This is a genomic window from Salinifilum ghardaiensis, from assembly GCF_054491345.1.
Genome location: NZ_CM137101.1, coordinates 4,210,778 through 4,231,092, shown reverse-complemented (window position 1 = coordinate 4,231,092; position 20,315 = coordinate 4,210,778). Strand labels below are relative to the sequence as shown.

At 73.8% G+C, this 20,315-nt stretch carries 18 protein-coding genes and 2 riboswitches; of the genes, 9 read left to right on the top strand and 9 right to left on the bottom strand.

What is annotated here, in order from left to right; all coding sequences use genetic code 11:
• Positions 1 to 136 precede the first annotated feature (136 nt).
• From ACVGV0_RS19275 to ald, 3 genes are all read right to left on the bottom strand, one after another.
• Positions 137 to 1,012, bottom strand: coding sequence for an ABC transporter permease (locus ACVGV0_RS19275; RefSeq protein WP_459157100.1), 876 nt, complete (start codon positions 1,010 to 1,012; stop codon positions 137 to 139).
• On the bottom strand, positions 1,012 to 2,058 hold the full coding sequence (locus ACVGV0_RS19270; protein ID WP_459157099.1) for an ABC transporter ATP-binding protein: 1,047 nt from the start codon (positions 2,056 to 2,058) through the stop codon (positions 1,012 to 1,014). The genes ACVGV0_RS19275 and ACVGV0_RS19270 overlap by 1 nt, the downstream gene beginning before the upstream one ends.
• A gap of 370 nt (positions 2,059 to 2,428) precedes the next feature.
• A complete protein-coding gene (ald, locus tag ACVGV0_RS19265; protein WP_459157098.1) occupies positions 2,429 to 3,544 on the bottom strand; it encodes an alanine dehydrogenase in 1,116 nt (371 codons plus the stop codon).
• A 350-nt stretch (positions 3,545 to 3,894) separates the two neighbouring features.
• Between ald and ACVGV0_RS19260 the strand changes: the two genes are divergently transcribed.
• Complete coding sequence (locus ACVGV0_RS19260) at positions 3,895 to 4,488, top strand: GNAT family N-acetyltransferase (RefSeq protein WP_459157097.1); 594 nt, start codon at positions 3,895 to 3,897, stop codon at positions 4,486 to 4,488.
• Between the two features lie 21 nt (positions 4,489 to 4,509).
• On the opposite strand, the gene ACVGV0_RS19255 is transcribed toward ACVGV0_RS19260, so the two are convergent.
• On the bottom strand, positions 4,510 to 6,099 hold the full coding sequence (locus tag ACVGV0_RS19255; protein WP_459157096.1) for a helix-turn-helix domain-containing protein: 1,590 nt from the start codon (positions 6,097 to 6,099) through the stop codon (positions 4,510 to 4,512).
• Positions 6,100 to 6,197: 98 nt separating this feature from the next.
• Positions 6,198 to 6,297: riboswitch (glycine riboswitch) on the top strand.
• Positions 6,298 to 6,392: riboswitch (glycine riboswitch) on the top strand.
• A gap of 62 nt (positions 6,393 to 6,454) precedes the next feature.
• On the opposite strand from ACVGV0_RS19255, the gene gcvH reads away from it, so the two are divergent.
• Both gcvH and ACVGV0_RS19245 read left to right on the top strand, forming a co-directional pair.
• A complete protein-coding gene (gcvH, locus tag ACVGV0_RS19250) occupies positions 6,455 to 6,823 on the top strand; it encodes a glycine cleavage system protein GcvH (protein WP_459157095.1) in 369 nt (122 codons plus the stop codon).
• A gap of 349 nt (positions 6,824 to 7,172) precedes the next feature.
• Entirely contained in the window at positions 7,173 to 8,528 is a 1,356-nt protein-coding gene (locus ACVGV0_RS19245) for an L-serine ammonia-lyase (protein ID WP_459157094.1), read from the top strand.
• 37 nt (positions 8,529 to 8,565) lie between these two features.
• Here ACVGV0_RS19245 and ACVGV0_RS19240 read toward each other — a convergent pair whose 3' ends face one another.
• The 4 genes from ACVGV0_RS19240 to ACVGV0_RS19225 form a co-directional block, all read right to left on the bottom strand.
• The gene (locus ACVGV0_RS19240; protein ID WP_459157093.1) at positions 8,566 to 8,904 is read right to left on the bottom strand and encodes a DUF202 domain-containing protein; all 339 of its coding nucleotides are present in this window, start codon (positions 8,902 to 8,904) and stop codon (positions 8,566 to 8,568) included.
• Positions 8,905 to 8,970: 66 nt separating this feature from the next.
• A complete protein-coding gene (locus ACVGV0_RS19235) occupies positions 8,971 to 9,360 on the bottom strand; it encodes a YidH family protein (protein WP_459157092.1) in 390 nt (129 codons plus the stop codon).
• Positions 9,361 to 9,585: 225 nt separating this feature from the next.
• Complete coding sequence (locus tag ACVGV0_RS19230) at positions 9,586 to 9,993, bottom strand: SSI family serine proteinase inhibitor (RefSeq protein ID WP_459157091.1); 408 nt, start codon at positions 9,991 to 9,993, stop codon at positions 9,586 to 9,588.
• A gap of 220 nt (positions 9,994 to 10,213) precedes the next feature.
• Entirely contained in the window at positions 10,214 to 11,101 is an 888-nt protein-coding gene (locus ACVGV0_RS19225) for a MerR family transcriptional regulator (RefSeq protein ID WP_459157090.1), read from the bottom strand.
• 108 nt (positions 11,102 to 11,209) lie between these two features.
• Here ACVGV0_RS19225 and ACVGV0_RS19220 point away from each other — a divergent pair, with 108 nt between their 5' ends.
• From ACVGV0_RS19220 to ACVGV0_RS19210, 3 genes are all read left to right on the top strand, one after another.
• The gene (locus ACVGV0_RS19220) at positions 11,210 to 12,361 is read left to right on the top strand and encodes a CaiB/BaiF CoA transferase family protein (RefSeq protein WP_459157089.1); all 1,152 of its coding nucleotides are present in this window, start codon (positions 11,210 to 11,212) and stop codon (positions 12,359 to 12,361) included.
• 2 nt (positions 12,362 to 12,363) lie between these two features.
• Entirely contained in the window at positions 12,364 to 13,506 is a 1,143-nt protein-coding gene (locus ACVGV0_RS19215) for an acyl-CoA dehydrogenase family protein (protein WP_459157088.1), read from the top strand.
• A 176-nt stretch (positions 13,507 to 13,682) separates the two neighbouring features.
• Entirely contained in the window at positions 13,683 to 14,858 is a 1,176-nt protein-coding gene (locus ACVGV0_RS19210; protein ID WP_459157087.1) for an alkaline phosphatase family protein, read from the top strand.
• An 11-nt stretch (positions 14,859 to 14,869) separates the two neighbouring features.
• Here ACVGV0_RS19210 and ACVGV0_RS19205 read toward each other — a convergent pair whose 3' ends face one another.
• A complete protein-coding gene (locus ACVGV0_RS19205) occupies positions 14,870 to 15,838 on the bottom strand; it encodes a DUF2332 domain-containing protein (protein WP_459157086.1) in 969 nt (322 codons plus the stop codon).
• A gap of 247 nt (positions 15,839 to 16,085) precedes the next feature.
• On the opposite strand from ACVGV0_RS19205, the gene ACVGV0_RS19200 reads away from it, so the two are divergent.
• From ACVGV0_RS19200 to ACVGV0_RS19190, 3 genes are read left to right on the top strand one after another with little or no spacing between them, the layout of a single operon-like run.
• The gene (locus tag ACVGV0_RS19200) at positions 16,086 to 17,591 is read left to right on the top strand and encodes an FAD-linked oxidase C-terminal domain-containing protein (RefSeq protein ID WP_459157085.1); all 1,506 of its coding nucleotides are present in this window, start codon (positions 16,086 to 16,088) and stop codon (positions 17,589 to 17,591) included.
• Complete coding sequence (locus ACVGV0_RS19195) at positions 17,591 to 18,865, top strand: FAD-binding oxidoreductase (protein WP_459157084.1); 1,275 nt, start codon at positions 17,591 to 17,593, stop codon at positions 18,863 to 18,865. The genes ACVGV0_RS19200 and ACVGV0_RS19195 overlap by 1 nt, the downstream gene beginning before the upstream one ends.
• A complete protein-coding gene (locus ACVGV0_RS19190; protein WP_459157083.1) occupies positions 18,865 to 20,193 on the top strand; it encodes a (Fe-S)-binding protein in 1,329 nt (442 codons plus the stop codon). The genes ACVGV0_RS19195 and ACVGV0_RS19190 overlap by 1 nt, the downstream gene beginning before the upstream one ends.
• Positions 20,194 to 20,315 lie beyond the last annotated feature (122 nt).

Below are 20,315 nucleotides of genomic sequence, written 5' to 3'. Positions count from 1 at the left end.
CCGCTTCGCCGACATCGGCGGCCGGCCCGCCGCGGCGGTGTGAGCTCGCCGACCGCGCGCAGCGGCACGGGGGTGCCGCTGGTCCGGGCAGCTGGGCCGCGGAAGCGGTGCGCGGGGAGGAAGTGGCAAACGCTTTTCAGAGGACGTCGCGGCGGCGGCTGGCGGCCCAGCCGAGCAGGACGATCGCCGCGGTGTAGGCGGCGAAGGTCAGCAGGCTCGCCCACCACGGGTGCCCGCTGCTGCCGCCGGCGAACAGGTGCAGCGTTTCGACGACCCCCGGCGGCACGGAGCCCCGCGCGGATCCGGGGAGCTCCGCGGTTCCGGAGAGCTCCGCGAGGAAGACCGGCACGGCGATGTTGCCCACCACGCCGCCCGCCGCGGAGGCGGGCAGGTACGCGCTGATCGCGTTCGCCGTGACGTTGCCGGAGCTCGTCAGGAACGAGGCCAGCATGGACTCCACCGGGAACCGGTACAGCAGGAGGACGAAGATCGAGGCCACGGAGTTGGCGATCAGCGCGCCGAGGCCGACGCCGAGCAGCGTCCACAGGATCATCACCAGCACGCCCGCGCCGCCGACGGTGAACCAGTCGAGCGGGCGGCCGAAGCCCTCCAGGCCCGCGCCGACCAGCGCGCCGATGCTGGAGCACAGGACGTTGACCAGCCCGTAGACCAGACCTGCGCCCGCGTAGACGAGCAGTTTGGCGCCGAGGACGGCGCCGCGCGGGTTGCCGGTGAGGAACGTGGTGGTGATGCTGCGGTTCCAGTGCTCGCCGGAGACGGCCATCGCGCCGAACAGGGCGGCGAAGATCGTGCTGAAGTTCGTCGCCATGGACACCGTCAGCAGCCCGAGCGGCAGCGTCCCCCCGAACGCCTGCTCCAGCTCGTTGAGCGTGCCGAGGGCCGTGCCGAGCCAGCCCGCGAGGAAGCTGAGCACCGTCACCGGGACGAGCAGCGCCCACCACAGGTGCGTGGTGGCGATCTTGCGGATTTCGGCGCGGACGAGCCCGCCCATCACGCGTTACCTCCGATACCGGGACCGTGCGGGGACTGGCCGGACGGGGGCGGTCCGGGAGGTCCCCACGCCCCGGCTCCTCCCTGCGGTGGCTGTCCTCCGTGCGGGGGCGGCCCGTGCGCACCTCCCGGCGGTTGGTCCCCCGCGTACTGGCCGCTGGTGAGCTGGAAGAACAGCTGCTCCAGGTCCACCTGCTCGGTGGCGGCCTCGTGCAGCGCGACTCCGGCGCCCAGGGCGATCTCGGCGATGGTGCGGGAGTCCGCGCCGGTCACGGCGATCCGCCCGTCGGGCAGCTGCTCCTGGCCCAGGCCGTGCTCGGCCAGCGCGGTGACGAGCGCGGCCGGGTCGGAGGCGCGCACGAGCGCGCGGGTGCGCTGCGCGGCGCGCAGCTGGTCGAGGTGCCCGTCGTAGACGCACTGGCCGCGGCTGATGATGACCACGTGGTCCACGGTGTGCTCCATCTCGCGGAGCAGGTGGCTGGAGGCGAGCACGGTGCGGCCGCTGGCGGCGAACGTGCGCAGGAAGTTCCGCAGCCACGCGATGCCCTCGGGGTCGAGGCCGTTGGCGGGCTCGTCGAGCACGAGGATCTGCGGGTCGCCGAGCAGTGCGGTGGCCAGCGCCAGCCGCTGCCGCATGCCGAGGGAGAAGCTTCCGGCCTTGCGCCGGGCGGCGCTGCTGAGCCCGACGAGGTGCAGCGCGTGCCGGGCCTGCTCGTCCGGGACGCCCATGGCGGCGGCGTAGCAGCGCAGGTGGTCGAGCGCGGTGCGCCCGGGGTGGAAGCTCTGCGCGTCGAGCACCGCGCCGACGACCGAGGCGGGCCGCGGCAGCCGGTGGAAGGGCAGCCCGTTCACGGTTGCGGTACCCCCGGTCGGGTTGACCAGGCCGAGGATCATGCGCAGCGTCGTGGTCTTGCCGGAGCCGTTCGGCCCGAGGAAGCCGGTCACGAGGCCGGGGCGGACGGCGAAGCTCAGGTCGTGCACCGCGTGGATCGGACCGAAGCTCTTCGTGAGTCCCTGCACCACGATCCGGCCGCTGTTGTCGTGCACACGCCCCTCCTTGTCCGGACCGGCCCGCGCAGCGGTGCGGGCCGGTGCCCATCCTGCCGGACCGCCGCGGAGTTCCCGGCGGGTGGCGCCGGTGTGTGACGTGCGCCTCACGGGAGGGGGCGCGTTTTCACCCGATAGAACCTGTATCGATTCTGAAGCAAAATCACGCCCCCGAGCGGTTGCTGATTCTCGGCAAACGCCGCCACGTGACCTACACTGAGTGGTGGCGGCCCGCTCCCGGTGACCCCCAGGCCGGTTGAGCGGGCCGCCCTCTTCGTTCCCCGCGTGTTCCCTCCGCAACTGCCGGAGGGGCGACATCACCCGGTGCCGGTGGGGCCCTGCGGTGCGCGCCCGCCGGCGCGGCGGGCCCCTACTCGAGCACGTCGCCCACCGCCGTCGCGGCGATCCCGTGGGCCGTTCCCACCGCCTCGTTCGTCAGCACGCCGTCGTGGGCGTTGAGGCCGTCGGCCAGCGCCGCGTCCTCCAGGCAGGCCTGCCGCCATCCCTGGTCGGCCACGCGCAGCACGTACGGCAGGGTGACGTTGGTCAGCGCGTGCGTGGAGGTGTTCGGCATCGCGCCCGGCATGTTCGCCACGCAGTAGAACACCGAGTCGTGCACCCGGTAGGTCGGCTCGTCGTGCGTCGTCGGGTGCGAATCGGCGAAGCAGCCGCCCTGGTCGATGGCGATGTCCACGAGCACGCTGCCCGGTTTCATCGCCGCCACGAGCTCGTTGGACACGAGCTTCGGCGCCTTCGCCCCCGGGATGAGCACGGCGCCGATGACCAGGTCCGCCTCGCGCACCGCCTGCTCCACGGCGTAGCGGTTGGAGGCCACCGTCGTGATCCGGCCGCCGAACGCCCTGTCGATCTCGCGCAGCTTGGCGACGTTGGTGTCCAGCAGTTGCACGTCCGCGCCCATGCCGAGGGCGATGCGCGCGGCGTTGAGCCCGGCGACCCCGCCGCCGATGACGACCACGCGGGCCGGCGGGACGCCCGGCACGCCGCTGGGCAGCATGCCGCGCCCGCCGCTCGGCCGCATCAGCGAGTGCGCGCCGACCTGCGGCGCGAGGCGCCCGGCCACCTCGCTCATGGGGGCGAGCAGGGGCAGGGTGCCGTCGGCCAGCTGCACGGTCTCGTAGGCGATGCCGGTGACGCCCGCGGTCAGCACCGCCCGGGTGAGCTCCTCCGACGCGGCCAGGTGCAGGTAGGTGAACAGCACCTGGCCCCGCCGCAGGTGCGGGTACTCCTCCGGGATCGGCTCCTTGACCTTGAGGACGAGCTCGCCCTCCGACCAGACGTCCTCGTGCTGCCGCAGCACCTTCGCGCCCGCGGCCAGGAAGTCGTCGTCCGGGATGGACGAGCCCGCCCCCGCCTCGGCCTCCACGAAGACCTCGTGCCCGCGGGTGGTCAGCTCGTGCACACCCGCCGGGGTGAGCGCGACCCGGTACTCGTTGTTCTTGATCTCGCGCGGTACAGCGATGCGCACGGTCGATCCTTTCCCTCGGTGTCGCGTGTCACGATCCGTCGCACCGCTGGGCGACGCATCATTCCCACACGATGAGCGTGCCCGCCTCCGTTTGTGCCGTCAGCACAAAACGCCTGCGCAAGGCGATGTGGGACCGCACGGGCGATGGCGTCGAAGAGGAGCGCGGACCGCCGGTACCGGTCCGCCGAGCGGCCGGTGCACCCGGTGGCGGTCCTCGTGGGGACCGGGGGACACGCGCTCCGCTGCGCACCTCCAGCGCGGAACACCTGCGCAAGAGCGGTGTGGGGCATGATCGGGGGGAGGCCGCGCGTCCGGGGCGCGTCCGCGCGAAGCGCTCGAGGAGGGTGACGATGGCAGAAGCAGGCCGAGGGTTCCGCGTCCGGCAGCCGCGCCCGTCCGACCTGGAAGCCCTCCTCGCCATCCACGGCGATCCGCGGACGAACCGGCACAACCCGCGCGGGCCGCTGCGCGACCGCGAGGAGGGCCGAGCCCTGCTGGAGGAGTGGATCGACGACTGGCGGCGCTGCGGCATCGGTTACTGGACGGTGACGGCCTCCCCGGATGTTCCGGGAGAGACCGGTGCGCCGGGAGAGGTGGGTGCGCGGGGGAACCCCGGAGGGGGAGGTCCCGGGAGCATCGCCGGTTTCGGCGGCCCGCGGTACCTGGCGGCCGGATCGGCGCGGGTGTTCAACCTGTACTACCGGTTCGCCCCGGACCGGTGGGGGCGCGGGTGGGCCTCGGCCCTCGCGCGGCACGCGGTCGGCGCAGCGCACCGCGCCGACCGCGGGACACCGGTGATCGCGCGGATGGAACCCGCCAACCGGGCGTCCGAACGCGTCGCGGAGAAGGCGGGGCTGGCCTTCGCCGGCCACGACCGCAACGGGCGCCGCGTCCTCGCCGACCGCCCGGTCGCGGAGGGGTTCCTCGCGGACCTGCCCCCGTGAGCGCGGGGGGTCAGCGGTCGCTCAGTCGTGCTGGGCCCACGCGCCGGCGAGCAGCTGGACGAGCAGCGCCGCGCGCACGTCCGGGTCGTCCAGGTCGAGCTGCAGGACCTCCTCGACCCGCCGCATCCGGTACCGGAAGGTGTTCGGGTGCACCCGCAGCTCGCGGCTGGCCCGCCGCGGCTCGGCCGGGTGCCGCAGCCAGGCGTGCAACGTGGCCACGTAGTCCGAGCCGTGCCGCTGGTCGTGCTCGCGCAACGCCGCGAGCGGCCCCAGCGCGCCCACGCCCGCGTCCGTGGCGGCCCCGGCCATCCGCGACAGCACCAGCGCTGGCCAGTGCTCCTCGTACACCACCACCCGCGAGCGGGTGAGCCCGCCGCGGGACAGTCCCACGAGCTCGTCGGCCTGGCCGCGGGAGGCGGCGAGATCGGCGACGCCGACGGCCGTGCCCACGCCGATGAGCGGACGCGGGTCGATGTCCCACCCGGCCAGCGCCTCCCGCAGCGTGCGCCACCCGCCGGGACCGGAACGGTCCGGAACCACCGCGTACAGCAGGTTGCCGATCTCCGTGACCAGCGGGTGCGGCCCGATCCCGCGGGTGATCCACTCCCAGATGCCCAGCCGGTGCCCCTCGTCCGGCCCCTCCGGGGCGGGCACCTCGATCGCCACCACCCGGTGCGGTTCGTTCGACACGGCCAGCTCCGTGGCGGCCGCGCGCCAGCCCTCGCCTCCCTGCAGCAGCAGGTGCACCTGCTCGGCCGAGCGCTGCCGCTCCGCGTCGGACACCGCGCGCCAGCGCAGCAGGCGCAGCGCCACGAGCGGGGCGGTGTCGGCGAAGGCGGTGGCGCGCTCCTCGGAGACCTCCTCCGGCACTACGGCCCACATCGATCCCAGCAGCTCGCCGCCCATCCGGATGGGCACCACCAGCCGTGGCAGCGTGCCGTCCTGCTGCGCGGGCACGAACACGGCCGAGCCGGACTTGCTCAGCTGCCGGAACGTGCCGCGGGCGCGGAACTTGGCCAGCACCTCGTCCGGCTGGCGCCGCCCCATGATCGTCGACACGCGCGCCGGGTCGATCCGGTCCTGCCGCGCCGAGTGCGCCAGCACCTGCGAGTGCGCGTCCTCGATCGTGACCGGTGCGTCGACGACATCGGCGACCGCGTCGGCCACGCGGAACAGGTCCCCCAGGCCCGGCAGCCCGGTGAACTCCCGCGCGGAGCCGCCGGCCGCGGGCACCTCCGGCTCCTCCCGGCGGCCGCCGGCCTCCGCCAGCGCGGCGCGCACCAGCCACACCAGTTGCGCCCACGAGGTGCCGGGCAGCACTTCCACGAGCGCGAGCCCGGCCTCCCGCGCGGCCGCGCGCACCGGTTCCTCGTCGGGCCACGGCGCCTTGCACAGCAGACCGGCCGCACCCCGCTCGGCGCACTCGGCGACGAGGTCGAGCGCCTCGCTGCGGTCGTGGCACGCCACACCGAGAACCAGATCACCTTCGGTGATCGTGATGTCGGCCTCAGCGACGACGACGTCGCCCACGCACGGGGTCGCGTCCGGCAGAACCGCTGCGCGCAGCAAAGTCGGGCCCACCCGCTGGACGAGCGCGGGGAGTTCCAACATGAGCTGCCTCACTGGTGCGCGGCCGGTGGTGCGGTGGGGCGTGTTGACAGCCCGCTGCGTCCGTTTATCGTGACCACACCGACAATCGCATAAGCCGATGATCCCGAGCGGGAGAGACCCCGAGTGCCCCTGGGCACCGGGGCGCCGAAGGAGCAAGACTCCCCGCAAACTCTCAGGCCCAGTGACCGCTCGGAGGAGGTGACTCTGGAAAGCGGCATCACCGCAGGTGCCGCACCCACGGTGCAAGTCGCGCACGCGGCGAAGCTCTCAGGTTCCGCAACAGAGGGGGAGGCCCATCCCGGGCAGTGCACTGACCGCGGCCTGCCCGGACGACGAACGGACGGAGCCTCCCGACATGACGTTGCCGAGCGAACTGCACTACACCGAGGAGCACGAGTGGCTCTCCGAGTCCGGTGAGATCACCCGGATCGGCATCACCCAGCACGCCGCCGACGCCCTCGGCGACATCGTCTACGTCCAGCTGCCCGAGGTCGGGGAGCAGATCGAGGCGGGGCAGTCCTGCGGCGAGCTCGAATCCACGAAATCGGTGAGCGACCTCTACGCGCCGGCGACCGGGGAGGTCACCGCCGTCAACGAGGCCGTGGTCGACGATCCTGCGATCGTCAACTCGGACCCGTACGGTCAGGGGTGGCTGCTGGAGGTGCGCGTCACCGAGATGGGCAAGGTGCTCACCGCCGAGGAGTACCAGCAGCTCATCGGTTAGGGCCTGTTCCGGAACCTCCTCCGTTGTGCGCGGGGGTCAGCGTGGATGCGCCGCGAGGCGGCGGAGAACGGCGTGGCGGAGTCCCCTCCGAAAGGGGCGGACGCTGCCCCGCGAGGCGCCACGCTCCCCGCGCAGCAGGTGTGCGAGGTTGCGGAACAGGATCTTGGATCCTGAGGGAGTCCGGGCGGGCGGCCGCCCGCCCGGAGCGACGAGCCCACCGGCCGCCGGTGCACCGTTCCCGCCCGCGTTCACCGCGGTGCCGCTGCACGGGAATGACCAGTGAGACGACACCGCGGTCGCTGGCAGGGCGCGGTCCCGCGGCCTGACAGCACACCAGGGGGACCGATCAATGGCGATCAGCGTCTTCGACCTCTTCTCCGTGGGAATCGGACCGTCGAGTTCGCACACCGTCGGCCCGATGAGAGCTGCCCGCATGTTCGCCGAACGGCTGGAGCGGGACGGCGCGCTGCCCGCGGTCGCGCGGGTGCGGGCCGAATTGTTCGGATCGCTCGGCGCCACCGGAACCGGCCACGGCAGCCCGAACGCGGTGCTGCTCGGCCTGGAGGGCAACGCCCCCGAAACGGTCGACCCGGCCGTCGGCGGCGAGCGCGCGGCGGAGATCCGGCAGAGCGGCAGTCTGCGGCTGGCCGGTTCCCGCGAGATCCCGTTCCCGGTGGACGACGACCTGGTGCTGCACCGGCAGGAATCGCTGCCGGTGCACCCCAACGGCATGCGGTTCTCCGCCACCGACTCCTCCGGTGCGGAGCTGGCCAGCGCCGACTACTACTCCGTGGGCGGCGGTTTCGTCGTCGACGAGCAGGCCAGCGGCACCGACCGCATCGCCCCGGACGCGACCGCCGTGCGGCTCCCGTTCCACAGCGGCGAGCAACTGCTGCACACGGCCGTCGAGCTGGGGCTGCCGATCAGCGAGGTGATGCGGGCCAACGAGATGTCCTGGCGCAGCCCGGAGGAGGTGCGCGAGGGCCTGCTGCACATCTGGCACGTGATGCGCGAGTGCGTCGACAACGGGTGCCGCGCCACCGGCCACCTGCCCGGCGGGCTGAAGGTGCGCCGCCGCGCGGCGGACCTGCGGGCGAAGCTGTCCGACGAGGACGACCCGACCGAGTGGGCGGGGCTGTACGCGCTGGCGGTCAACGAGGAGAACGCGGCCGGCGGCCGCGTGGTGACTGCGCCGACCAACGGCGCGGCGGGGATCGTGCCCGCCGTGCTGCACTACTACGCGCGGTTCGTCCGCGGTGCCGACGAGGACGGCATCGTGCGCTTCCTGCTCACCGCGGGCGCCATCGGCGCGCTGTTCAAGGAGAACGCGTCGATCTCCGGTGCCGAGGTGGGCTGCCAGGGCGAGGTCGGCTCGGCCTGCTCCATGGCCGCCGCCGGGCTGACCGAGGTCCTCGGCGGCACCCCGGCGCAGGTGGAGAACGCCGCCGAGATCGCCGTCGAGCACAACCTCGGACTGACCTGCGACCCGATCGGCGGGCTCGTGCAGATCCCGTGCATCGAGCGCAACGCGGTCGCTTCGGTCAAGGCGATCACGGCGGCGCGCATGGCGCTGCGCGGCAACGGCACGCACTTCGTGTCCCTGGACAAGGCGATCAAGACGATGCGCAACACCGGGCGCGACATGAAGGACAAGTACAAGGAGACGGCGCGGGGCGGCCTCGCGGTCAACGTCATCGAGTGCTGAAGGCCCGCTCGCAACGGAGGAGGTCGCGCACGGGCTCTCAGAGCACGATGTACAGCAGGGCAGCGGCGCCGGTGAGCACCACCGCCGCGGTGACCGCCGCGTGCAGCCCCGCACCGGGCAGCGGGCGGGCGGCGTGCAACCGGCGCTCCTCCTGCAGGTTCCGGCGCCAGGTCAGCCACGTGCTGCCCGCGACCAGCGGCACGAGCACCACCGCGCAGACGGCCGCGGCGAGCACGCTGTGCCAGGCGAGCAGCCGCAGCAGCACGAGGACGCCCACGGTGAACGCCAGCGTGGTGCGCAGCCAGGCCAGGGCGGTGCGCTCGGTCTGCAGCCCGGGGTCCCAGGGCTGCCGGGGGCGCGGTCCGTTCGCCGTCATCGCGGTGCTCCCTCCGCGGCGGGCGCCCTCTCCGCGTCGGGTGTCCGTTCCCTCGCGGTGCGCATCTCAGACGCCGGGCAGGAACATGAGCACGCAGGCGAGCACACCGGCCGCGACGAGGCCGTAGCCGAGCACGGGTCCGAGCCGCGGGGCGGGCAGGGTGCGTCCCGCGCGCAGCGCCCGCTCGGTGGCGAACCAGCGGTGGAACGCCCCACCGGCGCAGGCCACCCCGCCCGCCACGAGGAGCACCGCGAGGATCGTCCGCAGTGGACTCGCGGGTGAGTGCGGTACGACGTTGAGGGCTTCCACGCCGACGCCCGCCGCCATCAGCGCCAGCGCGGTGCGGATCCACGCGAGGAAGGTTCGCTCGTTGGCGAGGCTGAAGCGCGGGTCCGGGTCATCGCCGGTCGCGTACAGCCGCCGCGGCCAGCGCTCGCCGTCGGGTTCGGAGGCCATACCGCCAGGTTATCCGCTCGCACCGGCGGGCCTGCGGAGCAGGGAAGACCGCTCCGGGACCGGGAGCTGTGCTGGGGCCGCCCCGGTGGGGTCGATCCGGCGTGGGGAACGGTCCAGCGCGGGGCGATCCGGTGTGGGCCGATCCGGTGTGCCGGAGCGGACGACTGCGCGGGGCAGCCGGGACGCCCGGTACCGAGCCGGCGTCCCGGCGCGCGGCGCGGTCGTTCAGAACTGGAAGATCTTGCCGGTTTCGGCCTGCATCCGGCAGGAGTTCGAGTACTCCTTCTGGAAGCGCACCGGCTCACCCCTCCAGTCGCCGGTGGCCGTGGCGGTGACGGGGGCGTACTCCATCGTGCACCGCATCTCATCGCTCTTGAGCGTGTTGAGCTTGCCGTTGGCGCTGGCGAGCGAAGCGCACGCCTGCCGGGCCGCGGGATGCGATCCGCCGGCCGGGTCGCAGGTGAGCACCGCGGCGCTGCGCGCGGAGTCCTGCTTCTGAACGGTCAGCGTGAGCATGCTGTCGGCGGGCTCGGCCGCGGGGTCGGGGTTGGCGGCGGCGCTCGCGACAGCGGGGCTGAGTGCGAGCCCGGCAGCGGCGACCGAGCCGAGCACTGCCCGACGGAACCTGGTCATGTGCACACTCCTCTGCGAAGGTAGCGGACTGCCACCATCTTTATCGGCGTGCGCGGCGTTGTGTATCGGGTATGCCCGAATTTAACTTGATCGAGGTTTCGAGGCGCTGCGGTCGTGACGAGAAGTAACGATCAGCGGCGCTCTTTTCGCTCCGGTGATCACACCGTCGGGTGGTGTCCGCTGTGGTCTGATCACGAGCGGGGAGCGCGTCGTCCGGTCGTCACCGGCTCGGGCTCCGCGGCCGGGAGGACCGCCCGGCGTCCGCGCCCCCTTCCGCCGCGCCGGAGCCCTCCCCGGGTTCCCCGCGGGAATCCCCCGTGGACGCGGAGTGGTCCGCGCCGCGGTCCCCGTCGGCGGATCCGTCCACGTGCGACTCCTCCCGGCTCTCCCCCACGTGGTGCCGGATCACGCGGTTGACCGCGCGCTGGAACCCGTCCACGAGCACCCGCAGCGTCAGCGGCCGCAGTTCGTCGGCCACCGCCTGCACCCGTTCGCGCTCCTCCTCCGGACGTCCCCGCTGGCGGTACGGCCGCAGCACGTTCTCGGCGAAGAGCTCGCGCAGCTCCACGGCGATCTGACCGGTGTGCTGGTCCACGATCTCCTTGGCGCGCACCAGCATGTCCTGCGGCAGGTCGAACTCCAGGATGCGCAGGCCGACGTCGAGCATGGCCGGGACCAGCAGCCGCACCCGCCCGGAGCCGTCGTCGAGGCGCTGCACGATCCCCAGCTGGACGAGCTGGTCGATGCGCGCGTCGTCGAGGTGGCGCCCGGCCCGCTGGTCGAGCTCGTGGCGGTCGAGGTCCTCGGCCTGGTCGTCGGTCCACGGGGCGATCAGCGCGCGCTGCAGGGCCAGCTCCGCGGGGGAGGCGTCGTCCGGGATGCGGTGCAGCTGCCGCTCGATCGCTGCCAGGGTGAAGCCGAGCGCCTGCAGCTCCCGGATCAGGTCGAGCCGGGCGAGGTGCTCGCCCGAGTACATCCCGGTCCGCCCGCGCAGCCGCGGCGGGGGGAGCAGCCCGCGCGAGGAGTAGAAGCGGATCGTCCGCACGGTCACCCCGGCGCGGGCGGCCAATTCATCGACGGTGAGCTCGTCGTCCGCAGTTCGGAGCATGGCCGCACGATACTCCTTGACCTCTGTGACACCAACGGTGTAACACTGAGCACGTCACAATCTCTGCGGGGCGCGCCGTACCGGACGGGCCCGGGAACGAGGTGGTTCGTGACCGAATCCTCGCAGGCCGCGCGCCCGGCGGGGCCGCTGGCGGGCGTGCGCGTGGTGGAACTCGCCGGGATCGGACCGGCGCCGTTCTGCGGCATGCTGCTGGCCGACCTCGGCGCCGACGTCGTCCGCGTCGACCGGCCGCAGAACGCCGGGAACCCGGCCGACGTGCTCGACCGCGGCAAGCGCTCGCTGGCCGTCGACCTCAAGCACGCGGACGGGGCGGCGGCCGTGCGCGGCCTCGCCGACCGCGCCGACGTCCTGCTCGAAGGACTGCGCCCCGGGGTGACCGAGCGGCTCGGCATCGGCCCCGAGGACTGCTGGCGCAGCAACCCCGCGCTCGTGTACGGGCGGATGACGGGCTGGGGCCAGGAGGGGCCTCGCGCCGACCGGGCCGGGCACGACATCAACTACATCGCGCTCACCGGGATGCTGCACTCCATCGGCCGCGCCGGCGGTCCGCCGCAGGTGCCGGTGAACCTGCTCGGGGACTTCGGCGGCGGCTCCCTCTACCTCGCCGTCGGGGTGCTGTCCGCGCTGCTCGAAGCGCGCACCAGCGGACGCGGCCAGGTCGTCGACGCGGCCATCGTGGACGGTGCGAGCCACCTGGGCACCATGCTGTTCGGCATGCTCGGCGCCGGTCTGTGGACGACCGAGCGGGGGACCAACCTGCTCGACACCGGCGCCCCCTACTACGACGTCTACGAGACCGCCGACGGCGGCCACGTCTCCGTCGGCGCGCTGGAACCGCAGTTCTACGCCGAACTCATCGAGCGGCTCGGGCTCGCCGAGCGGTTGCCCGACCGCGACGACCCGGCCAACTGGCCCGAGATCCGGCGCGCGTTCGGCGACGTCTTCCGCACGCGCACCCGCGAGGAGTGGGAGGAGGTCTTCGCCGGCTCCGACGCGTGCGTCGCGCCCGTGCTGTCCATGACCGAAGCGGCCGAGCACCCGCACGTGGCCGCGCGGGCGGTGCTGCCCGAGGCCGGCGGCGTCCGGCAGCCCGCAGCCGCACCGCGGTTCAGCCGAACCCCGGCGGAGCCGCCGCGGGAACCCCCGCGCGCCGGTGCGCACGCAGCCGAGGTCGCCCGCGACTGGGCGCTCGACGACGACTTGCTCGAGTCCGAAGCCGTGGTGCGAAAGGAAGTCTGACGATGCGGCGGGAACTGTACGACACCGATCACGAGGCGTTCCGCGACACGGTGCGCACCTTCGTGGAGAAGGAGCTCGCACCGCACGCCGAGCAGTGGGAGCAGGACGGCGTGGTCAGCCGCGACGCCTGGCTCGCGGCCGGGCGGCAGGGCCTGCTCGGGTTCGCGGCCGAGGAGCGGCACGGCGGTGCGGGGGTCGACGACTTCCGGTTCAACACCGTCTTCGCCGAGGAGCTCGTCACCGCCGGGATCACCTCCTTCGGGGCGCCGCTGCACAACGACATCATCGCCCCCTACCTGCTGAAGCTCGCCACCGAGGAGCAGCAGCAGCGGTGGCTGCCCGGGTTCTGCTCCGGCGAGCTCATCAGCGCCATCGCGATGACCGAACCGGGGGCGGGCAGCGATCTGCAGGGCATCACCACCACGGCGGTGCGCGAGGGCGACCACTACGTGCTCAACGGGCAGAAGACGTTCATCAGCAACGGGATCCTCGCCGACCTGGTGGTCGTCGTGGCGCGCACCGATCCCGACGCGGGCCACGAGGGCATCAGCCTGCTCGTCGTGGAGCGCGGCGCGGAGGGCTTCGAACGGGGCCGCAACCTCGACAAGATCGGCCAGAAGGGGCAGGACACCGCCGAGCTGTTCTTCAACGACGTGCGCGTGCCCGCGGAGAACCTGCTCGGGCAGGAGGGGCAGGGCTTCGTCTACCTGATGGAGAACCTCCCCCAGGAGCGGCTGTCCATCGGCGTGGCCGCCGCGGCCGCCGCCGAGCACGTCCTCGACGAGACGACGCGGTACTGCCGGGAGCGCACCGCCTTCGGCCGCCCCATCGGCAAGTTCCAGCACGTCCGCTTCGAGCTCGCCGAGATGGCCACCGAGGTCCAGATCGGACGCACTTTCGCCGACCGGTGCGTGCAGGAGCACAACGCCGGTGAGCTGAGCATCCCCGACGCGGCCATGGCCAAGTGGTGGTTGACCGAGATGAACAAGCGCGTCGTGGACCGCTGCCTGCAGCTGCACGGCGGTTACGGCTACATGGCCGAGTTCCCCGTGGCCAAGGCCTACCTGGACTCGCGCGTCCAGACGATCTACGGCGGGACGACGGAGATCATGAAGGAGATCATCGGCCGCTCCCTCGGGATCTGAGGGCCTTTCCCGCTTCGCAGAGCGTTCCACCGCGCTCCGCCTGCTGCGCGGGTGGCGGGCCGGTGCTCCGGGAGCACGTCCTCCCGGAGGGCTGGCCGCGCACCCGGTCGCCGCGGGAGACTGGCGGGCGGTGTCCGCCGGTGCCGCGATCGGAGAGGCGTGCGATGGAGCGTTCGATGCCGTACCTGCCGGACTGGGTCGTCCCGCCCGACCCGGCCGGGCGCACGCTCGCCGCCGTGCTGCCGGGCCTGCTCGCGGCGATGGGCGCGCGCGGGCACACCGACGCGGTCGGGTTCCCGGAGTGCCGCAACGCGATCGTGCTGCTCGTGGACGGCCTGGGGCAGCAGCTGCTGGCCGAGCACGCCGCCGACGCGCCGTACTTGTCCGCGTTGCCCGCCGCGGAGCCGCTCACCGCGGGCTTTCCCACGACCACGGCCGCCAGCATCAGCTCGCTCGGCACCGGCAGGTGCGTCGGCGAGCACGGCATCGCCGGCTACACCTTCGCCGCACCGCCCGTGGGCGGGCTGCTGCACCCGCTGAGCTGGAGCACGCACGGCACGGAGGAGGACGCCGCGGGGCACCGCACCGGCCTGCTGAGCACCTGGCCGCCGGAAGCGGCGCAGCCGCGCCCCACGATCGCCGAGAGGTTGACGGGCTCGGGGATCGAGCTGCGCACGGTCGTGCCCGCCGAGTTCGCCGGCACCGGGCTGACCCGCGCCGCGCTGCGGGGGGCGCGGCTGCACGGGGTGCGCGCCCTCGGCGATCTCGCCGAGGGGATGCTCGCCGCGGCGCACGCCGATGCGCCCACGCTGTGCTACGCCTACCACGGGCACGTCGACCTGCTGGGGCACGCGCACGGTCCGGGTTCGGACCCGTGGCGCTTCCAGCTGTCCCAAGTGGACCACCTGGTCTCCTCCGTGGCCGAGCGGCTGCCCTCCGGGGTGTCGTTGGTCGTGGTGGCCGACCACGGGATGGTCGCCGTGGACCCGTCGGAAGTGTTCGACGTGGACACCGACGCCGCCCTGTCCGCGGGCGTGCGCCAGGTGGCCGGCGAGGTCCGCGCGCGCTACGTCTACCCCGAGCCGGGCGCGGCCGGTGACGTGGCCGAGGCCTGGCGGGGTGTGCTCGGCGAGCGCGGTGTGGTGCTCACCCGCGAGCAGGCGATCGACGAGGGGTGGTTCGGCCCGGTCGTGGACGACGAGGTGGTGCCGCGGATCGGCGAGGTCATCGCCGTGATGCGCGAGTCCGGCGTCATCCGGTCCACCGTGGAGCCCGGGGAGTCGCGGCTGCTGGGCCACCACGGTTCGGTGACCGCCGCGGAGCAGTGGGTCCCCGTCCTGCTCGGGCCGTAGCGCGGACTCGCTCAGTCGCCGAGCCAGCGGATCCACGCGCCGTGGCTGTGCACCTGCGCCAGCGGGCTGCCGTCGCGGGTGAGCGCGAAGTCCGTCCCGCCGTCGGCCGGTGCGTCGGCGATGCCGTCCAGCGCGGTCGGGGGTTCGTTCGCGATCCAGCGCGCCCCGAGTCCGCGCACGACCGCCGCGAACGCGCGCCTGCGCTCCGGGTCGACGTAGGGCAGCACCGCGGTGTGGAACACGACGAGCGTCGCCTCCGGCGGAGCCGCGCGGGCGAGCGCGGCGAGGTCGTCCACGAGGTCGCCGCGGTGCACCGGCGGTGGATCGCGGCGGGCGACGGTCACCGCGGCCTCCAGGCGTCGGGCCCGTTCCGGCTGGCCGGGCCAGACGAGCGCGCGGAGCCAGTCGGTGTCGGCGGTGTCGTCGACGCGCAGCGGATGCTGGTCGATCCCGGCGCGCCACACGACGCGGGGCGGTTGCGCGGGCAGCGGCACCGGTCCGCGCGGGCGGCAGGGCAGCACCGGCGCACCGGGCTCCGGCGGGTCGAGGCGGTGGCCGGCGTAGTCGTAGCCGTAGCGGTCCGGCAGCAGGGTCAGCCCGGCGCTGGCACCCACTTCGAGCAGGGCGAGCGGCTGCGGCAGCTGGGCCAGCGCGGGCAGCAGCACGGCGCAGCGCCCGGCCTCGTTGGTCTGCGTGCGGCGGGTGCGCAGCGCGCGCTCCAGTTCGGCGCCGCGCTCGCGCACCACCGCCCGCAGCGCGTCGAGGTCGGCGGGCAGCCCGGCGACCCAGCGCAGCGCCGCGAAGAACAGGGTGGGTTGCCGCCGGTCGGGCGGCAGCCGGTCCAGGAAGGCGAGGAGCTCGCCGTCCTCGGCGATGCCGCGCGCCCACTGCTCGTACCGCGGCGACTGCCCGCGCGCCGCGTGCTCGGCGAAGCTGCGGTAGTTCTCCGCGGTGGACCGCTCCGCTTCCAGACCGATCAAGGGCGCCTCCCCGTCCTGCCGGTGATGGTGGCACGTCGGACTCGCCAACGGCGTGTGACCGCGGGCACAATCGATCGGTGGCAGCGGTGCGTGGCAGCGGCTGCTCCGCGGGGCGCCGCGAGGACGGCGCGCGGCTGCATCGCCACCTCTTGTATCTATGTCGACTACAACCTAGGGTTCACGATCGAACCCGAAACCTGACTTCCGCTGAACGAAAATCCGCTGACGAGACTCCCCGGAGGCGGTCATGTCGGCCAGCACGACGCACGACCCGGCCGAGCGTCCCGGCGAGCAGCAGGACGTCGCCGGCGCCGTCCGGCGGTTCCGCGCGCTCCTGCCGGAACGCGCGATCATCACCGATCCGCAACAGCTGCGGACCTACGAGTGCGACGGGCTCGCGAGCTACCGCGCGACCCCCGCCGTCGTGGTCCTCCCGGAGACGGCCGAGGAGGTCCGGGCGGTCGTGCGCACCTGCCACGAGCACGGCCTCCCGTTCGTCGCCCGCGGCTCCGGGACCGGCCTGTCCGGCGGTGCCCTGCCGCACTCCTCCGGCGTGCTCGTGGTGACCTCGCGGATGCGGCGCATCCTCGACATCGACGTCGCCAACGAGCGCGCCGTCGTCGAGCCCGGCGTGATCAACCTCGACGTGACCAAGGCCGTCTCCGCCGACGGGTACTACTTCGCCCCCGACCCCTCCAGCCAGCAGGTGTGCTCGGTCGGCGGCAACGTCGCGGAGAACTCCGGCGGTGCGCACTGCCTGAAGTACGGCTTCACCACCAACCACGTCCTCGCGCTGGAGGTCGTCACACCGGACGGGCAGCTCGTCGAGCTCGGCGGGCCCGCGCGCGAAGCGCCCGGCTACGACCTGCTCGGCGCGTTCATCGGCAGCGAGGGCACGCTCGGCGTCGCCACCAAGATCACCGTGCGGCTGCTGCGCGCCCCGGAGAGCGTGCGGACGCTGCTGGCCGGGTTCCCCTCCACCGACGAGGCCGGGGCCGCGGTCTCGGCGATCATCGCCGACGGCATCACCCCCGCCGCCATCGAGATGATGGACGCCCTGTCGATCGAAGCCGCCGAGCAGGCCGTGGCCTGCGGCTACCCCGAAGGTGCGGGGGCCGTGCTGGTCGTCGAGCTCGACGGGCCCGCCGCCGAGGTGGAGCACGCCTTCCGGCTGACCACCGAGCACTGCGAGCGGCACGGCGCGTTCGAGGTGCGCGTCGCCGCCGACGACGCCGAGCGCGCCCGCATCTGGAAGGGGCGGAAGTCGGCCTTCGCCGCGGTGGGGCGCATCAGCCCCGACTACATCGTGCAGGACGGGGTGATCCCGCGGACCGCGCTGCCCGAGGTGCTCGGCCGCATCGCGCGGCTGTCCGCGGAGAGCGGGGTGCGCGTCGCCAACGTCTTCCACGCCGGCGACGGCAACCTGCACCCGCTGGTGCTGTTCGACTCCGCCGAGCCGGGCGCGGCCGAGCGGGCCGAGGAGGTCTCCGGGGCCATCCTCGACATCTGCGTCGAGCACGGCGGGTCGATCACCGGCGAGCACGGGGTGGGCGCGGACAAGGTCGTCTACATGGGCCGGATGTTCACCACCGAGGACATGGCCACGATGCAGGCGGTGCGCTGCGCGTTCGACCCGGCCGGGCTGTGCAACCCGGGCAAGGTCTTCCCCACGCCGCGGCTGTGCGGCGAGGTTCCCGGGCCGCGGCGCGGTGTGCATCCGTTGACCGAAGCGGGATTGGCGGACCTGTTCTGATGAGCACGAGCACCTCGGACGAGGCAGGAACGGCGGACCGGGCCGGAGCGGCGCTGCGGGCCGCGCTCGGCGCGGAGCGCGTCAGCGCGGCCACCGGGACCGACGCCCAGCTCGGCGCGCGCTGGCGCGTCGCGGCCGGCAGCACCGAGGAGGTCGCCACCGCGATGCGGGTGAGCTCCGAGCACGGGCTCGCGGTGGTGGCCCGCGGCGGCGCGACGAAACCGGACTGGGCCGCGGAGCCGGAGCGCGTCGACGTGGTGCTCGACGTGGCCGGCGTGCGCGGCGTCGTCGAGCACGCGGCCGGCGACCTCGTGGTGCGCGCCCGCGCCGGCACGCCGCTGGACGAGCTCAACGCCGAGCTGCGCCGGCACGGCCAGCAGCTCGCGATCGACCACCCGCTGCCGGGCGCGACGCTCGGCGGGGTGGTCGCCACCGCGGAGTCCGGTCCGGCGCGGCACTCCTCCGGCGGCGTGCGCGACCTGCTCATCGGCATCACCGCGGTGCTCGCCGACGGCACGGTGGCCACCTCCGGCGGCAAGGTCGTCAAGAACGTCGCCGGCTACGACCTCGGCAAGCTCTACACCGGCTCCTACGGCACGCTCGGCGTGATCACCGAGGTCGTCTTCCGGCTGCACCCGGTCAGCTCCGAGCACCGCTGGATCCTGGCCACCGCGGACGCGCCGGAGGAGGCGGGCCGGATCGCCGCCGCCGTCCGCGGCAGCCAGGCCATGCCCACCGCGATCGAGGTCGACCGGCCCGAACCGGACGGACCGCTGGCGGTGTGCGCCGAGCTCGAAGGCCTGCCGGAGGTGACGCACCGCCGCGCGGAGGAGCTCCGCAGCTCCCTCGGCCTGGAGGCGGAGATCCGCTCCCGGCCACCGGAGTGGTGGGGGAGTTACCCGTTCGACGCGAGCGGCGGCACCGGCCTGCGCGCCGGCGCGCCCCCGGCCGAACTGCCCGACCTGCTCGCGGCGGTGCAGCAGGCGGCGGCCGAGCACGGCGTCACCGCCGCCGTCCGCGGCGCGGCCGGTCTCGGCGTCGTCCACGTGGGACTGGACGGCGCAGCCGATCCGCACCGGGCGGCTGCCCTCATCGGCGAGCTGCGCCGGCGCTGCACCTACGCGGTCGTGCTGCGCGCCCCGCGGGAGGTCCGCGCGGCCGTGGACGTGTGGGGACCCGTCGAGCCCGGGCTGCACGCGTTGTTCGCCCGCACCAAGCACTACTTCGACCCGGACCGGCGCCTGGCGCCCGGGCGGTTCGCAGGAGGGATCTGATGACGCAGGGGACATCCGGTGAGGCGGCGGGCCCCGGCGCGTTCGACGCGCTGCACCCGCCGCAGCAGGAGCTGATCAACGACTGCGTGCACTGCGGTTTCTGCCTGCCCGCGTGCCCCACCTACGAGCTGTGGGGCGAGGAGATGGACTCGCCGCGCGGGCGGATCGACCTCATGGACCTGGGGCTGCAGGGCGAACCGCTCACCGGCACGATGGTCGGGCACTTCGACAACTGCCTCGGCTGCATGGCCTGCGTCAGCGCCTGCCCGTCCGGGGTGCGCTACGGCGAGCTCATCACCGACACCCGCGCCCAGGTGGAGCGCAACCACACCCGCAGCCGCTGGGAGCGGCTGCTGCGCGGCGCGATCTTCGCGCTGTTCCCGTACCCGCGGCGGCTGCGCGCCCTGCGCGCACCGCTGGCGCTCTACCAGCGCTCCCGGATCGGACCGCTGCTGCGCAGGACCGCGCTGTGGCGGCGGCTTCCGGCGAGCCTGCGCACCATGGAGTCGCTGACCCCGCCGGTGCGGCGGGCGGAGAAGCTCGGGAAGCGCCTGCCCGCGCGCGGCCGCCGGCGCGCGACCGTCGGCATGATCACCGGCTGCGTGCAGAGCGCGTTCTTCCCGGACGTGAACGCGGCGACGGCGCGCGTGCTCGCGGCGGAGGGCTGCGACGTGGTGATCCCGCCGTCGCAGGGCTGCTGCGGCGCGCTCAGCGAGCACTCCGGTCGCGCCGAGGAGGCCGTCGGGTTCGCGCGGCGCCTGCTGGACCTGTTCGAGCGGTCCGAAGTGGACTACGTGGTGATCAACTCGGCCGGCTGCGGCTCCACCCTCAAGGAGTACCCGCGGCTGCTGCGCGAGGACCCCGAGTACCGGGAGAAGGCGGAGCGCTTCTCCGCGCGGGTGCGCGACGTCAGCGAACTGCTCGCCGAGCTGGAACCGCGGGCCGCGCGGCACCCGCTCGAACTGGACGTGGCCTACCACGACGCCTGCCACCTCGCGCACGGCCAGGGCATCCGCTCGGCGCCGCGCGAACTCCTCGCCGGCATCCCCGGCCTGCGCCTGCGGGAGATCAACCGCGGCGAGCTGTGCTGCGGCTCGGCCGGGGTGTACAACCTGCTGCAACCGGAGGCCGCCGGCGAGCTCGGCGACCGCAAGGCGCAGAACGTCCTGGACACCGGGGCCCACCTGCTGGTCAGCGCGAACCCGGGCTGCTCGATGCAGATCCGCACCGCGCTGCAGCGCCGGGACGAGGAGCTGCCGATGGCGCACACGGTGCAGCTGCTCGACGCCTCGCTGCGGGGCGTCGACGCGCAGCAGCTGCTGCGTTGACGGAGTCCGCGGATCGGCCGGCGCAGCGGGGCGGGTGGGGGACCCCCGGCGAGTCGGCCTGCTCACGTGGGGAGGAAGCGGCTGCGCCGCTTGCCCGGCGGACCGCTGCGGCCAAGCACGCG